This is a genomic window from Paenibacillus sp. E222 (assembly GCF_013401555.1).
GTDB lineage: Bacteria > Bacillota > Bacilli > Paenibacillales > Paenibacillaceae > Paenibacillus.
Window position 1 is genome coordinate 1,343,708 of the sequence record NZ_CP058552.1, and the last position, 14,586, is coordinate 1,358,293.

Annotated in this window: 16 protein-coding genes; 11 read left to right on the forward strand and 5 right to left on the reverse strand. The window is 47.0% G+C overall.

The features are described from left to right. Nucleotides 1–175: 175 nt before the first annotated feature. Nucleotides 176–940: an SDR family oxidoreductase gene (locus tag HW560_RS06070; RefSeq protein WP_090902820.1), complete on the forward strand. Its 765-nt coding sequence runs from the start codon at nucleotides 176–178 to the stop codon at nucleotides 938–940. Nucleotides 941–1,130: 190 nt separating this feature from the next. Here HW560_RS06070 and HW560_RS06075 read toward each other — a convergent pair whose 3' ends face one another. Continuing rightward, nucleotides 1,131–2,078, reverse strand: a complete 948-nt coding sequence (locus HW560_RS06075; protein WP_179262373.1) for an SDR family NAD(P)-dependent oxidoreductase — start codon at nucleotides 2,076–2,078, stop codon at nucleotides 1,131–1,133. Between the two features lie 201 nt (nucleotides 2,079–2,279). Here HW560_RS06075 and HW560_RS06080 point away from each other — a divergent pair, with 201 nt between their 5' ends. Further along, nucleotides 2,280–2,939, forward strand: a complete 660-nt coding sequence (locus HW560_RS06080) for a TetR/AcrR family transcriptional regulator (protein WP_177185813.1) — start codon at nucleotides 2,280–2,282, stop codon at nucleotides 2,937–2,939. A 441-nt stretch (nucleotides 2,940–3,380) separates the two neighbouring features. Then, nucleotides 3,381–3,968, forward strand: coding sequence for a Crp/Fnr family transcriptional regulator (locus tag HW560_RS06085; protein WP_090902828.1), 588 nt, complete (start codon nucleotides 3,381–3,383; stop codon nucleotides 3,966–3,968). Nucleotides 3,969–3,995: 27 nt separating this feature from the next. Here HW560_RS06085 and HW560_RS06090 read toward each other — a convergent pair whose 3' ends face one another. Further along, nucleotides 3,996–4,712 carry a DUF4386 domain-containing protein gene (locus HW560_RS06090; protein WP_090902830.1) on the reverse strand — a complete coding sequence of 239 codons (717 nt, stop codon included), beginning with the start codon at nucleotides 4,710–4,712 and terminating at the stop codon, nucleotides 3,996–3,998. 131 nt (nucleotides 4,713–4,843) lie between these two features. On the opposite strand from HW560_RS06090, the gene HW560_RS06095 reads away from it, so the two are divergent. Continuing rightward, a complete protein-coding gene (locus tag HW560_RS06095; RefSeq protein WP_090902832.1) occupies nucleotides 4,844–5,809 on the forward strand; it encodes an SMI1/KNR4 family protein in 966 nt (321 codons plus the stop codon). Nucleotides 5,810–5,937: 128 nt separating this feature from the next. On the opposite strand, the gene HW560_RS33690 is transcribed toward HW560_RS06095, so the two are convergent. Continuing rightward, entirely contained in the window at nucleotides 5,938–6,060 is a 123-nt protein-coding gene (locus HW560_RS33690) for a hypothetical protein (protein ID WP_256222227.1), read from the reverse strand. A 360-nt stretch (nucleotides 6,061–6,420) separates the two neighbouring features. Here HW560_RS33690 and HW560_RS06100 point away from each other — a divergent pair, with 360 nt between their 5' ends. From HW560_RS06100 to HW560_RS06125, 6 genes are all read left to right on the forward strand, one after another. Beyond that, nucleotides 6,421–8,046, forward strand: a complete 1,626-nt coding sequence (locus HW560_RS06100; protein WP_179262375.1) for a rhamnogalacturonan lyase B N-terminal domain-containing protein — start codon at nucleotides 6,421–6,423, stop codon at nucleotides 8,044–8,046. A gap of 108 nt (nucleotides 8,047–8,154) precedes the next feature. Beyond that, entirely contained in the window at nucleotides 8,155–8,634 is a 480-nt protein-coding gene (locus HW560_RS06105; RefSeq protein ID WP_090902836.1) for a hypothetical protein, read from the forward strand. A gap of 257 nt (nucleotides 8,635–8,891) precedes the next feature. After that, nucleotides 8,892–9,707 (forward strand): SDR family NAD(P)-dependent oxidoreductase, encoded by an 816-nt coding sequence (locus HW560_RS06110; RefSeq protein WP_179262377.1) that lies wholly within the window; start codon nucleotides 8,892–8,894, stop codon nucleotides 9,705–9,707. 42 nt (nucleotides 9,708–9,749) lie between these two features. Further along, nucleotides 9,750–10,484 carry an SDR family NAD(P)-dependent oxidoreductase gene (locus HW560_RS06115; protein WP_179262379.1) on the forward strand — a complete coding sequence of 245 codons (735 nt, stop codon included), beginning with the start codon at nucleotides 9,750–9,752 and terminating at the stop codon, nucleotides 10,482–10,484. Between the two features lie 67 nt (nucleotides 10,485–10,551). Then, nucleotides 10,552–10,971, forward strand: a complete 420-nt coding sequence (locus HW560_RS06120; protein WP_090902841.1) for a MarR family winged helix-turn-helix transcriptional regulator — start codon at nucleotides 10,552–10,554, stop codon at nucleotides 10,969–10,971. A 31-nt stretch (nucleotides 10,972–11,002) separates the two neighbouring features. Continuing rightward, nucleotides 11,003–11,377, forward strand: coding sequence for a winged helix-turn-helix transcriptional regulator (locus tag HW560_RS06125; RefSeq protein ID WP_063565814.1), 375 nt, complete (start codon nucleotides 11,003–11,005; stop codon nucleotides 11,375–11,377). Between the two features lie 60 nt (nucleotides 11,378–11,437). Here HW560_RS06125 and HW560_RS06130 read toward each other — a convergent pair whose 3' ends face one another. After that, on the reverse strand, nucleotides 11,438–12,508 hold the full coding sequence (locus HW560_RS06130; protein WP_179262381.1) for an SDR family oxidoreductase: 1,071 nt from the start codon (nucleotides 12,506–12,508) through the stop codon (nucleotides 11,438–11,440). Nucleotides 12,509–12,756: 248 nt separating this feature from the next. After that, nucleotides 12,757–13,254 carry a DinB family protein gene (locus tag HW560_RS06135; RefSeq protein WP_090902845.1) on the reverse strand — a complete coding sequence of 166 codons (498 nt, stop codon included), beginning with the start codon at nucleotides 13,252–13,254 and terminating at the stop codon, nucleotides 12,757–12,759. 172 nt (nucleotides 13,255–13,426) lie between these two features. On the opposite strand from HW560_RS06135, the gene HW560_RS06140 reads away from it, so the two are divergent. Further along, nucleotides 13,427–14,584, forward strand: a complete 1,158-nt coding sequence (locus HW560_RS06140) for a response regulator (protein ID WP_090902847.1) — start codon at nucleotides 13,427–13,429, stop codon at nucleotides 14,582–14,584. The last annotated feature ends 2 nt before the right edge of the window (nucleotides 14,585–14,586 follow it).

Below are 14,586 nucleotides of genomic sequence, written 5' to 3' on the forward strand. Positions count from 1 at the left end.
CATCCTGCCCTTTTTGATATGTTTTGGAGATATATTCATCATGTCTGAGCGGTACAAACGATGAAAATATATGGTTTTAGATGCTGCTCTCTTCGGGGGGAAATTAAAGAGCAACATTTCAAAAATGGCTCCGTGATATAACTATTCTTGAAATTAGGATAGAGGAGATGAGCACATGAACAGCTTGAAAGGTAAAATGGCTTTAGTTACTGGGGCGAGCCGAGGGATCGGCAGAAGCATCGCGCTCCGATTGGCACAGGAGGGCGCATATGTGGCAGTCCATTATGGAAACAGACAGGATGATGCGGCAGCCGTTGTTCGCCAGATTGAGCAAGAGGGAGGCAACGCCTGCATGATTGGTGCTGACCTAAGAACGATGGACGGTATTGATCACTTATTTGCTGAGCTGGATGAGACCATCCGGAATCAGACAGGGGCCAGCGGATTCGATATTCTGGTTAACAATGCGGGGATTGGGCAGATCGTTGGGATCGAGGAGACGACAGAAGCATCCTACGAGGAGGTCATGAATCTGAATGTAAAAGCACCACTTTTTGTGACGCAGCAGGCTCTGTCCCGAATCAATGATGGGGGTCGTATCATTAACATTTCGTCTTTTGTGACCAGGGTTGCTTCCCCGGGAGTATTTACTTACAGCATGTCAAAAGGAGCAATTGATACGTTTACGCTGCTTCTTGCCAAGCAGTTAGGGAGCCGCAATATTACGGTGAACGCCATCCAGCCGGGAATTATTAATACCGAGATGAATGCTGGGACGTTACAGAATACCGAGGGACAAAAATATGCGGCTGGCCTTTCCGCCTTTGGCCGATGGGGTGAGCCAGAGGATATTGCAGATATTGCTGCATTTCTGGCCTCGCCGGACAGTCGCTGGGTCACGGGACAACTGCTTGATGCAAGCGGCGGGTCGCATCTATAACTGGTGGATAAGCCGCTTACGTAGTAATTGAGGATACCGTGCGCCGCTATGCGTTTCAGCATCTTCGACGTCGCGAGCCATATGCCGCTCGTGCCGCGAATGATCACCGCCCGCTTCGCTTTGTACCGTTCCATGCGTACTCTCCTTGCGACGCCAGCGGCGCCTAGCTGATTGTGAACTTTTTGGTGCGCTAAGACAAGTCGACGCCGGAGACACTGACGACGGCCTGCCACGCGGCTTCCTGGTTGGCGCGATCGTGGAGGTGGGGCTCGAGCTGCACCACGATTGGGCCTGAGAACTTCCCTTTGGCCGAGGCGAAGAATTGCCCTGAGACGTCGGTTCCGAACTCCGACGCCTGGATATAGCGATTGGCCGCGGTCTCCGGCGTCTGGTTCATTCCGGGAATGAGGTTCACGATTGGTATAAACACATACTTCAACAGCGGGTTAGCGCTTCGCTTCACGTTGGTGGCGGTCGCCCCACCGGGCGATACAGCGTACACAGCCATGCCGGACGGCAGCCGGCGCGCCAGCGCCGCGACCCACCAAGCGATGATCAGCTTCGCGTCGGCATACGCATTGTTGGGCACGTACTTCACGTTCGGCCCGTTGCGAATCAGGGCTTCAACAGCGGCGGTTCTGTCACCTTGATGGTATTTGGCCGCGAAGGCGGGCAGATCGGTGTATTTGAACATGGGCACGCCCCCTCGGGCAGGCTCCGCGCCGGCGATAACAATCCGCGCGTCGGGACTCAGTAGGTTGGCATTGAGCAACCCGGCAGTCAGTTCATGATGACCAATGAGCGGGGCCTGAGATGCCTCGACGCCCGTCGCAGTAATATCGCGCTGCTTGAAGGGAACCAGCCCCGCATTGAGCAGCAAGAAATCAACCGGCTGACCTCGTTTGACCAGCTCGGCGAGGGCGGATTGAACGCTGGTCGGAGCGTCCAGATCCAGCTCCAGCGGAATGAAAACCTGTGTCTTGGTCTCAGCCGCGAGTTGAGCGGCCGTTTCTTGAACCCGGGCCAGGCTGCGCCCGGTGATGATGACCTGGCGGTAGCCCTCGATGGCGAGCTTGCGGGCTGCCGCATAACCTAGCCCAGAGGTGGTGCCGGTGACGAGTGCGATCGAATGTTTCATGCGTATTCTCCTCCTGAGGTTAGGGTTGATTTGCAGATTATAAACTGTGTGTGATACAAACTGGACTAGTTAGTCCATAGTAACATTTGTGGAACGAATAGTCCAGTACATGGTATAATATTGGTGAAAATTCGCGGTCCTATACTTTCAGGATAGGAGATTACTGCAAAAAGAATGAAAAAGAAAGAGAGGAGAAAGCTTATGCCAAACAACGGGTCTTTAACTTCACGCGGGCAGAACAGTAGAGAGCGTATTCTGACTCAGGCAGCCCAACTTGTTTACGAAAAGGGCGTCCGGGGTACCAGTCTGGACGATATGCGGGTCGCAGCTTCCGCCAGTAAAAGCCAGATATATCACTATTTTGCTAATAAGGAAGATTTGATCCTTGCGGTTATTGAGCGGCAAACCGTCAATGTGCTGGGTGTGCAACGGCCTCTCCTGGAACATCTGGACAGATGGGAAAACTTGGAAAAATGGATTAATATGATTATAGAATCACAGGAAAGCCGCGAGTGCGGGGGAGGATGCCCGCTCGGTTCACTGGCTAGCGAACTAGCCGACCAGGACGAGGCAGCCAGGGTGGCCCTGGTGCATTCTTTTGACGAATGGGAGCAGTACTTTATTGATGGATTTAGCAAGATGAAAGAGCGGGGTGATCTTCGGGCCGAGACTGACCCAGCTGAACTGGCTTGTGCAATTATGACCAGTCTACAGGGAGGGCAGCTCTTAACCAAGACCCGCAAATCGACCCGTCCTATCAAAATTGCCCTTCAAATGGCCTACGCTTATGTATTGTCATTTGCGACCAACCCGCAGGACGTGGAAATGGCAAAAAAGGGACGGAGTCAAGCTAACCCATAAAAACGGTACGCTCTCAAGCGAGCTGCCAAAACCCTATAGTAATCGACAAAGGTTAGTTCTGTCCCGTTGTTTTAGGCCAATTTTAGGTGTCAGAACCTCTTAAAACTCCGATTGCGGCACCATAGTCAAACGCGAGCGTAAAGATAGCCCCCGCCTTGAAACAAAGAGAGGACTCTAATATGCTTATTTCTTGGGGGGTTACATATCTCAGGCAGGATTAAATAAGCATACTTACAAGATGAACATTGATGGAAGAATATTGGGGCGCTTACCTTTCCGGTGGCGCTCTTATTTCTTTTTTAGCTGAGTGGACCAATCTTGCCAAGGTGTGCAAAAAGAGATATTTTGAGAGTAAATGAAGTTCGTCGTTGCAAGGGTTAGCCTGGATAGAAAGAGACTGTGTCAAAACACGTTGAACCGTGCCAGATGAAAGGAGTATAAATGAAAAGCATATTGTTCAAATATATGAGTCAATTCACATCTCTTAACGAGCAGGAACAGCAGGCTATTGTTGAAGATATCCTCGTGAAGGATTATAAAAAGGGAACCGTGCTCCTTAGACAAGGGGAGGTTCCCGCCAAATGTTATTTTGTGCTTAAGGGATGTGTGCGGCAGTACGCGATAGATCAAGCGGGCAAAGAAGTGACCTCCAATTTCTATACTGAGGAACAAGCAGTCTCCATTTTCAATCGTCATCAGCACAATCAACCATCGGCCTATACCTTAACCTGCCTGGAGGACTGTGTATTGGTTGTTGGTGATTTTCAAGCTGAGAACGACATTATTCTGCAATATCCCCCACTGGAAACGATGATACGCAAGATGGTAGAGGAAAACCTGGGCCAGGTTCAGGATGAATGGACATCATTTATTGCGTCTTCACCAGAAGAGCGATATCAAGCGTTATTGCGAAAACGACCCCATCTTGTCGATCGTGTACCCCAACATCAATTAGCCAGTTATCTGGGAATCACCCCAGAGTCATTAAGCAGAATTAAGAAGCGAGTTCATAGCCGTGATGATAGATGAAAATGTGTTTCGTGGATAAACAGGTCATCATGCTCTTTGGGATTGCGTTCCGCCTTTAATCAGCATCCAGATGCCCAACCCCAGTTCTCCTGCAACCATGGGTATAGCAAATACCAATTGAAGCACTGTAATCAGGGCATCATATGGGGAAAGAAACGTTTTGCATAGGTGAATGACAATATAGCCTACAGCAGCGAGCAGTACCAAAATACTGATTGTTTTGGGAATACGGTTTGATTTTAAAGCAACATAGCCCACGATCAACAGATGTGCACCAAAAACGATAAGGCCCACCGACCAGATCCGTTCAAATGCTTCCAGACAGAGCAACATCAGTGCTTGTGTCTGCTCTATTGGAAGCAAGGCTTGATCAGAATTTCCCGTGAGCAGCATGACGTTGAGCAGGTTCAGAATGGCGATGCCCAATAGCGATGAATAGGTGAGACGAAGGCAAGCTCCGAGCAGGGACAGGTATTTATGAATAGGCTTCAGGAAAATATACAGCCCCCACGAAACGACAACATCGCTAATCAGGATAATGACCCATCCCAAAATCTCGGCCTTGAACAGGCCATATGATGCAGTAATTTGGTTGAATGTAGTGCTGGCATCGCCGGGTACAACCAGTTTTCCGTGGATATAACTATAGGAAAAAAATGCAGCCAGGGCCATAATAATGAGCGTAATTCCTGTAGATACAGCAGCTTTTCGCTCGTAACAATGTTCTTGTATGGATGTAGACATAAGTAGATTGCCTCCTGTGCAATAGGGTTGATGTTTATTTTAATCAGGAGCGGCCTGAGGGGCATTGACTTAAATCAAGACACACAAAATGATATAATTTCTACAACGAATAAGAGAGGGAGGCAAGATCAATGAATGATGAACTCTTGGAACGGCTAGAGGATTGGCATGAACAGGATGAATATGAAGAGATTGTGGATGCGATTACAGAGGTTCCGGAAGAGGAGCGGGATTATATTCTGGTCAACCATCTGGGTAGAGCGTTGAATAATTTGGAGCGTTACCAGGAGGCTGTGGAGCAATTCCTGTCGGTTGAAGCAGAGGGACAGAATGACCCGCTTTGGCATTACCGCATTGGTCTGGCATATTATTATTTGGAGCAATATGAGAACGCGCGTGAAGCTTTCGAAGCAGCGGACCGATTAGAGCCGGGAGATGAGGATACACAGGAGTTCCTGGAATGGATTCGGAATAAAACAGCAGGCGAGCTCACAGAGGAAGTGGTAGAGGAGCCCGTGGATACAGTCCACTCTGTTACTGGAATCACCATCGAAGCTGCACCTGGTATCCATCCAGAATCGACGAGCTTTTGGAATGACAGTCGAGCAAACGTCGATCAATATGTATTATCCCCGCCTACCGATGAGCAAATTGAAGCAGTGGAAGAGCAGCTGGTGTTCAAGCTGCCGGCATTCTATATAAACATGATGAAACTACATAATGGTGGTGTGCCCCACTATCGCTATTTTCCGGTTAGTCAGGCGGAGAGTGATGAGAAGATTCTTGTTGAAATTAGGAATATTCTGGGTGTTGGACGGGACAAGGCCCGTTCATTGTGTGGAGCAGCGGGCAGTCGAGTGATTATTGAGCAGGGGGGTTACCCCGAAATTGGTGTCATTCTGTGTGAGTGCCCTTCCGATTCAGAGGTCGTGATGCTGGATTATCGTGAATCCGGCAATGCCGGTGAGCCCGAGGTGGTTCATGTGAATAAAGCAGAAGGCCATAAAATCACTTGGCTCGCACCCAATGTGGAGACCTTTATTCAAGGCCTGGTGAATGAGGAAAATCAACCTGCAAACCTTGAGGGTTCAGTGTAAAAGAAGGTTATAGCTTCCTGTTATATAAAATATTGAAGAGCTGCATCCGTAACAAAGGGTGCAGCTTTTTCAGTTGGAAAACCTCTCATTCAGTGTGGTAAAAGAAGCAAGTCATGTTGAGGGCCAGATCATCGTCTGTTTTGTTTGGCTGCGTTCAGGAGCTCTGTCGTCGAATCTTCCCCATAAAGCTCGTCCAAATGATCGATGTGACCCTCGCCCCAGTCATTCATGGCCTTTAATAAAGGGGTCATTTATTGACCGTACTCCGTGATGGAGTACTCGAATTTGGGAGGAATCTGCTGATAGGTAGATAGCTATTTTTCATTGCAACATTATGTAATATAATGGTATTATTCTAATGATATTACCAGTAAGTTAGATGCAGATTATTCCTATATAGGAGGCGGTAGTATAAGCGAATGATATGGAAGAAAGTGACCCCGTGGATATGCGCATGCAGCAGAATTACCGAGATGAGACACAGGCTCGTTTGTCATACATTATAATGTAAGCGCTTTACTTATAGTTCAGCTATCACATATACGATATTTAAATCTGATTTTGGCTCATTACGAAAACGTTAAAAAACGATTCCAGGGAGGAATTCGCTCGTGAGCAAACGTCTAATGAAAAAGGGAATCAGTTCGTTTCTATTCCTGGTGATGATGACAGCAGCGGTATTATATCCAACATCCACCGGACACGCAGCCACCATCTATGTTACGGATAACGGGTCGAGGATTGAAGTGAACACGGGAGCAGGACTGGTATACACGGTGAATAAAACCAATGGCGATATCATATCTGCCAAAATGAACGGAACGGAGCTGAACGGCTCCAGCAAGGGGTCCCATATCGGCTCTGGTTTGGGCTCAGCCAATGTAACCTGGAACACATCTCCTTCGGGATCAACCGTATTGATCACCGTCTCAACCAGCACGCTTACCCACTATTATTCATCACGTGGCGGTGAGAACATTATCTATATGGCAACGTACGTCACAGCGGAACCATCTGTGGGTGAATTGCGCTATATTTTCCGGGGCAACGGCAGCGTATTGACAGGGGTTCCGGCCAACTCGAATAATCGGAATAACACCGGCGCGATTGAGAGCCAAGATGTTTTTGGTTACGCCAACGGACAGAGCACCTCGAAGTATTATGGCAATGATCAGGCTAAGGATCTGACCATTCGAGGCGTTACGGGCAGTGGCGTGGGCGTGTTTATGGCCTATGGCAATCGAGAGAAAAGTTCGGGAGGTCCGTTCTTCCGTGATATTCAGTTCCAGAGTGGTGGAGATACGGAGGTCTACAATTACATGAATTCAGGACATGCCCAGACCGAAAATTGGCGTATGGGCCTGCATGGGCCGTATGCCTTGATTTTCACCACCGGTGCAACGCCAAGCGTACCTGATTTTAGCTGGATGTCGGGTCTGAACCTGACAGGTTGGGTGTCCAGCCGAGGTAATGTCGTGCTTAATGGACTTTCTGGCATGGATACGGGTTATGCGTATACGGTTGGTTTTGCCAACAGCAACGCCCAATATTGGGTGAATGCCTCTTCAAGCGGGGCAGCTGCCAAATACAGCATGATTCCGGGTACATACACCATGACGGTGTATAAGGGGGAACTGGCGGTCTATACGGAAAGTGTGAACGTCACTGGAGGATCAACGACAACGCTGAATACGCGTACGATCAACAATGACCCAAGTAAAGCATCCAGCATCTGGCGCATTGGGAATTGGGATGGTACGCCATCGGAGTTCCTGAATGGCCAGACGATTCCGATCCGTCATCCTTCCGATAGCCGTAATCCAAGTTGGGGCCCCGTCAGTTATGCCACTGGCAGTGCAACCAACAAGTTTCCAGCGATTCAATTCCGTGGGCAAAACTCACCGACAACCGTTACCTTTAGCCTGAACTCTTCCCAAGCGGCATCTTCGCATGTTCTTAACATCGGTATAACGGCAGCATATAACAATGGAAGACCCAGCGTAACGATTAACGGTCAAACGTTAACGAGTCCGGCAGCCTCATCCCAACCGAATTCGCGGAGCTTTACGATTGGGACCTATCGGGGCAACAATTCAACCTTTTCCTGGAATATCCCGGCATCCTATTTCGTTAATGGGTCCAACTCGATAACCATTACTCCAATCAGCGGCTCCAGCGATTTAGGCAATTGGTTAAGTGCTGGGTGGGTGTATGACTGTGTTGAATTGTTGAATTAATTTAGTAGGAGTGCTGAGGGACGTTTATCTGCATACGATTTATATATTCTAAACAAAGCCGGTGATTGTATGTCTGGCATCAAACATTGTTCAGGAATATTGCACGTAGTGAATATTCTGGCTCTGATTCTTTTCTTGACGGCATGTACTTCTTACACCAACGTCTCTTCAGAAGAAGTCAAATCTTTTCGGCAGGATATCGAGCAAGATTTTCCTGTTATTCAAAAGACGGAGATTCGTTATTCCACACCTCGGGTCGAAGTCGTATATACGGTCAAAACAGAACCGGATGAAGAAGAGATTCATCGACTTTTCACTCAAACCGCAGCATTTATGACCAGCCCTTCTTTTCAAAGTGAAATTATTGATGCACAGTACCGTAGGAAATATCCAAGCTGGGGTGACCCGGAGCTTGCCGTAACTGTAACCTTACGCGGAAAGGATATATCTGCGTACCAGTTTACTTGTAAGCCAGAGAAATCCGAATCCGATTGTGGTAACGGAACATATGCTCAATGGTACGTTCAGACACCAGATGATACGGTGGGCAAGCCTTATCCTGAATCTGGGATGGAGAATGAAAAGTGACATTATCAAAATTTTAAGAAAACATGGATCAATACATTGATTAAAAAACATGATGCAATACAGCCCTCAAATCTATGAGGGCTGTATTTATATACACTTAACTTGTTTCGCTGAAGATATCCAAAATAAGGATACAGGGCCGTATGCATTGCAGAACGACCATTCCTCTGCTATTATTTAGACATCTAATATTTAGTCATCTAAATAATAGAGCTGTTATTTATTTTCGGTTTCTTTATGAAAGGAGCTTGAGAACCATGTTGAGAATGAAAGACAAAGTAGCCCTTGTAACTGGAGGCGCTTCTGGAATAGGATTGTCCGCAGCCCAATTGATGGCGAGAGAAGGAGCAAAAGTCGTTATTGCTGATTTCAATGTCAATGGTGCTAAAGAAGCGGCAGCGGATATTCAGGCTCAAGGCGGAGAGGCAGTGGCCGTTTTTGTTGATGCCGGAGACGAATTTTCGATTAAGGAAGCTGTGGAGTTTACGGTGCAGCAATATGGTAAGCTCACGAGTCTGTTCAACAACGTTGGCCTGACCAACCTGAAGAAGGATTTGGACGTGGTTAACGTAGATCTGGACGAGTGGGATCGGCTGATGAACGTGAATCTGAAAAGCGTGCTGCTCGGCTGTAGATTCGCCATCCCTCATATGATTGAAGCGGGTGAAGGTTCCATCATTAATACAGCCTCCATGGCTGGTTTTACAGGAGATTTGGTGCGGGTTGCTTACGGTGCCTCAAAAGCAGGAGTCGTGAATCTGACAAAGTATATTGCCACCCAATATGGCAAGCATAACATTCGTTGCAATGCTGTCGCACCCGGATTGATCTTGACCCCGGCAGCACAGAATAATATGCCTCCGGATGTATTGGATATGTTCGCAAAATATAACGCACTGCCTTATCACGGGGAACCCGATGATATTGGATACACCGTCGTATTTCTGGCCTCAGATGAGTCCAAATTCATTACGGGACAGACCATCCAGGTTGAGGGCGGCCATTATATTGCCAACCCAACCGTTCCCGATTTTGAACAGTTTATGAAATCACACCATACGCCTAGCCATTAAAGCAGCGTTGTACAAATAAAATACGTTAGGAGCGTTTTCATTATGGGAAGATTAGATAATAAAGTAGCTATTATTACTGGTGGAGCTTCAGGAATTGGTGAAGGCATGGTCGATCTCTTTGCAAAGGAAGGCGCCATCGTTATTGCTGCAGACATTAATGAGAAAGCACTGGAGAAAGCAAGCCAAAAAGAGAATGTGTACGGAATGAAGTTGAATGTTTCCTCGGATGAAGATTGGGAGATATTAGCGAAAGTAGTTAACGAACGTTTTGGTAAAATTGATATTCTGGTCAACAATGCAGGCATTTCTTCAGAGAAGCCATTTGAGGAGATTAATGCACAGGATTGGCAAAAAATGCTCTCCATTAATGGCTTTGGCCCATTTGCTGGCATGAAACATGTGGCTCCGTATATGGCAGCACAAAAGAAAGGTTCCATCGTCAATATCTCTTCATACACCGCATTGATTGGACAAGGCTTCAACCACTACTCAGCATCCAAAGGCGCTGTACGCGCGTTATCCAAAGCGGCGGCGACAACCTTTGGCCGTCAAGGTGTTCGGGTGAATGCTCTCTTCCCGGGGATTATTGAAACACCAATGACTCAAGCCTTGAACACGTCGAAGGAATTGCTAGACCGACTCGTTCAGGCAACGCCTTTACAACGTCTGGGGCAGGCTATCGATATTGCCAACGCTGCATTGTTCCTGGCTTCGGATGATTCTTCGTACATTACAGGATCTGAGCTGGTTATCGATGGTGGATACTCAGCCCAATAGCGTGTAAAATGATGACAGCCCTTAAGTTGAATGAGGGCTGTTGTTTTATTTTTGCAAGGAGGATCACATGGAAGAACAGAACATTTTTGAGCTTATACACAACATGGACAATTTCACCAATAAATTGATTATACAGTGGAACAAATCGTTTAATGAGGACCTCGGCGTCTCTCATGTGCTCGTACTCAGTCATCTCAATCAAAATGGAAAAAGCCGACCTTCGGATATTGCCAAACTATTGGGTCTGACTCCGCCTACACTCAGCTATTTAGCTGACAAGCTGGTAGCCAAGGAATTAGCTGTCAGGATTGTAGATGAAGCTGACCGCCGCATTATATACTTGAACATTACCGACAAAGGAACCGAAGTGCTTGAAAGAGCAATCTTGGAGGGGCAGAAGCTGCGCAAGAATTTATTCCAGAAACTGACCGAAGAGGATCGGGCCCAATTAGTAAACATTTTTGAGAAGATGAATCGGGAAGATTGAGCAATAGCCTGGAAGGGAGACAGAAGGTGATATGGAGGAACCGCTCAAAGTATATAACACCGCAGTTGAAGCTTTTCTTGAAGTGATCGGAGGAAAGTGGAAGCCCGTTATTCTATTCCATCTTACCTTTGGCAAGAAACGTAATGGTGAGCTGATGAAGCTGATCCCTGCAATCACCCAGAAAGTGTTGACTCAGCAACTTGGTGAACTAACGGAGGCGGGGGTCATTGTCCGTATTTCACATCACCAGGTCCCGCCTAAAGTGGAGTATGAATTAACAGAGTATGGGTGGAGTCTTAAAGAGATTCTTCATCTGATGTGTAGGTGGGGAGATATACACGTGGAAAATGTTTATGGTGATCGAGGAAAAATTCTGTTTAAGCCGCCAACTACTACGGACCGTTGAGGAACTTATATAAGCCGATTCTGGAATTCACGAATCGGCTTATTATGCATTTTATTTACTTTACGGAAGGATCTTGCGCTCACGTAGATTTCTGAAAATATCCATAAACATAGCCTCAGTGTCAATGAAATCATGAAATCCGAAGCGGCGAGCTTTGGAACCATCTGCGAAGAAGTCATAATCCCACGAGAAGACAAAGTCACCAAATACCCAGCAAGAGACATCATCATAAGGGGTGTTTACCAAATCATATTTATCAATCATGGATTTCCAAAGATCTTCTTTATCTGCCATAACGGTTGCAAGCGAGAGAGTCAGGGGTGGTGCCGTTTCCAATTCGAAAAATGCAGCGATTCTGGGCCATAGTTCATTCCAGCGAAACAGATCGCCGTTGGTGATATTAAACGCCTGATTGGCACAGCGAGGTTCGGTTGCTGCCCATACAGTTGCATGAGCCAGCAATGTGGCATCAGTCATTTCAAGAAGCGAATGATACGCTCCTGGTTTCCCAGGGAATCGAAGTGGCAAGCCAAGCTCCTTGGAGATAGACGCATAGACGCCAATAACCATGGCAAGGTTCATTGGATTACCCAGAGCAAATCCACATACAACGGACGGGCGCAGGGCTGACCAGGTCCAGCTACTTCCGGGTTGCCGTTCCTCGAGAAATTGCTGCTGGTCGACATTGAATTCAGGGGGCATATGATGTGCATCTGTTTCTTTGGCAGGTGTTTTGAATGGACCCAGATGTGCACCGTACACTTTATAACCTTGCATTAGGCTAATATGTTGGAGATTTGGAGCGATCGGTTCGATGGTATTCACTACATTGACGAGCAGAGCCAAGTTGGGCTGTACCAATTCGGCCCAGGTTGGTCGATCCTGATACGCGGCGTAGAAAATATGCGTAACGGTCGTTAAATGACTCAGTTTGTCTTGTGTGTCTGCTTCGTTCAGTAAATCAGCTGATATATAACGCAACCTGGGGACATCTTCTCCTCCGCGGCGAGATACACCAATGATATCCCATTGCGGAAGTGTCATCAGATAATCGATGAGGTTTCTTCCAATGACACCTCCAGCACCGATGACAAGCGCGGTGTAACGGTTAACCAATTGTTCGGTTTTCAATGGACATGCTCCTCTCTTCTTCTGTTCATATTGTGGGTCAGAAAAAGAAGGATGAGAAGTACGCACCTCAAAGTCATATACGTACTTTGAAGTAATATATGAGCCTGGTGCAGGATATGAGCGTTATAATCTGCATTTCAATGGATGTTACTTGCCTATAACCACAAGAAGCTGTAAAAGGAACAATCGTCCTTTCACAGCTTAGATGTGTCTGTATATTCGTTTAATAGATCTGTTGTAAATATGGTTTACGCCGGATATCCGCCACCTGGTGGTGGCCATGCGCCGTAGAAACGACGAAGCAGAACAATTTCGCCCAGATGGTACGAGTTATGGGAGGCGATATTGCGCAGCAGCCCTGCTTTGGTTTCCCCAGGGAAATAGAGCAGTGGATCATCTAATTGTGCTGTTTCTGCAATGGCTACGGCTTGATCAACCCCATCCAAGAATGCCTGAATATCTGCCTTCCACGTGGCTTCATCCTGAGGACCTTTCTCTTCAGGCCAGCTCTCACTCACGTTAGAAGGGGGCTGGGGCTTGCGCCCTTCCAAGTGTTCGAGCATGAATTGCTGCCAATAATGCATATGCTTCACCAACTGATAGATCGTATAAGGCATAGCCTCGTGCGTACGAGCAGCAAGTGTGACATCGATATCGGGTAGTGCAAGAGCGATGCGGATATGACCGCGTTCTCCCACCAATGATTTGACAAGGGCTTGTCCAAAGCTTTGATTAGCATCTGCCATGTGGAATCTTCCCTTCTTCTGGATCAGGTCGGTTGACCCGTCTCTATATAGGTATTATACAATTAAATTGTGGGAAATTAAAATAAGGTAATCTCAACCCAAAACACTTAAACTTACATGGTATAATAGTGGAAATAAATCTCAAGACTCTAGGGTCGAGGAGGAAGCTCCTGTGAAAGTGATATTGGTTGACGACGAACGTCTAGCGTTGATAGGCCTTCAAAAATTACTAGAAAAAGAAGTAAGTGGCATCGAAATTATCGCTACATATATGAACTCTACAGAGGCCATGGCAGGTATTGTGGAGAACCGCCCTGATGTTGTATTTCTGGATATTCATATGCCAGAGATGGATGGTATGGATCTGGGAAGACAGATTCAGGCAGCAACACCGGGCACCGAAATTATATTTGTGACCAGTTACGACCAATATGCGGTGCATGCCTTCGAGTTACAGGCTTTGGACTATGTGATGAAGCCCATCCAAAAAGATCGATTGATGCAGACGGTGAGCCGAGTCCGGGAGAAACTGAGCGTAAAACGCAAGCTGCGGTCAAAGGATACGGACGTACCTTTAATTTGCTGTTTTAATCAGATTCAGTTTAAGCTTCCAGGCAAGGATATCCAGGTTGCCAAATGGCGCACAAGCAAGGCGCAGGAGCTGTTTGCATATTTACTTCATCACCGGAATCACACAATTCATCGCAGTGTGTTGCTTGAGATGCTGTGGCCTGAATTAGAAGAGGACAAGACGGTGCATCAACTCTATACCGCAATGTATCATGTCCGTCAAACCCTGAAAGCATGCAATATGGATATGGTCACCATTCAGAGTGGACACTTGGAAGCGGGATATAGACTCGAATTGGGTGAAGCTCAGTTGGATAGTGAGCAGTGGGAACGGGAAATCAGGCAATGGAAAGTGGTAGACGCAAGTACCGTTCATGCGTATGAGCAAGCGCTTTATCTATATAAGGGTACCTATCTTGGCAATTATGAATACATGTGGGCTGAACCTGAGCGGGAAAGATTACGCTATCTGTGGTTGTACCATATGAGACAACTAAGTCTGTATTACCAGCAGCATGGGCTGGCGGAAAAAGTGATCGAGAGTACACAACGTATCCAGCATATGCTTCCGGATGAAGAAGAAAGTTATTTTATTCTAATGAAGTTATACGATGAAATGCACAACGATCTCGGTGTGGAGGAGCAGTATCGTCTCTTAACCACCAGAATGGAACAAGATTTGGAGATACCGATCAGTGAGAACATTACCGAATGGTATCAGGACTGGAAGCTCGGTTTAACCAAAGTCATGAAAATATAATT

Coding starts and splice junctions, on each gene's coding strand:
- HW560_RS06120 (WP_090902841.1), top strand. CDS start 10,552: ATGGAAGAACAGAACATTTTTGAGCTTATACACAACATGGACAATTTC.
- HW560_RS06110 (WP_179262377.1), top strand. CDS start 8,892: ATGTTGAGAATGAAAGACAAAGTAGCCCTTGTAACTGGAGGCGCTTCT.
- HW560_RS06095 (WP_090902832.1), top strand. CDS start 4,844: ATGAATGATGAACTCTTGGAACGGCTAGAGGATTGGCATGAACAGGAT.
- HW560_RS06125 (WP_063565814.1), top strand. CDS start 11,003: ATGGAGGAACCGCTCAAAGTATATAACACCGCAGTTGAAGCTTTTCTT.
- HW560_RS06070 (WP_090902820.1), top strand. CDS start 176: ATGAACAGCTTGAAAGGTAAAATGGCTTTAGTTACTGGGGCGAGCCGA.
- HW560_RS06090 (WP_090902830.1), bottom strand. CDS start 4,712: ATGTCTACATCCATACAAGAACATTGTTACGAGCGAAAAGCTGCTGTA.
- HW560_RS06085 (WP_090902828.1), top strand. CDS start 3,381: ATGAAAAGCATATTGTTCAAATATATGAGTCAATTCACATCTCTTAAC.
- HW560_RS06115 (WP_179262379.1), top strand. CDS start 9,750: ATGGGAAGATTAGATAATAAAGTAGCTATTATTACTGGTGGAGCTTCA.
- HW560_RS33690 (WP_256222227.1), bottom strand. CDS start 6,060: ATGACCCCTTTATTAAAGGCCATGAATGACTGGGGCGAGGGTCACATC.
- HW560_RS06135 (WP_090902845.1), bottom strand. CDS start 13,254: ATGGCAGATGCTAATCAAAGCTTTGGACAAGCCCTTGTCAAATCATTG.
- HW560_RS06075 (WP_179262373.1), bottom strand. CDS start 2,078: ATGAAACATTCGATCGCACTCGTCACCGGCACCACCTCTGGGCTAGGT.
- HW560_RS06080 (WP_177185813.1), top strand. CDS start 2,280: ATGCCAAACAACGGGTCTTTAACTTCACGCGGGCAGAACAGTAGAGAG.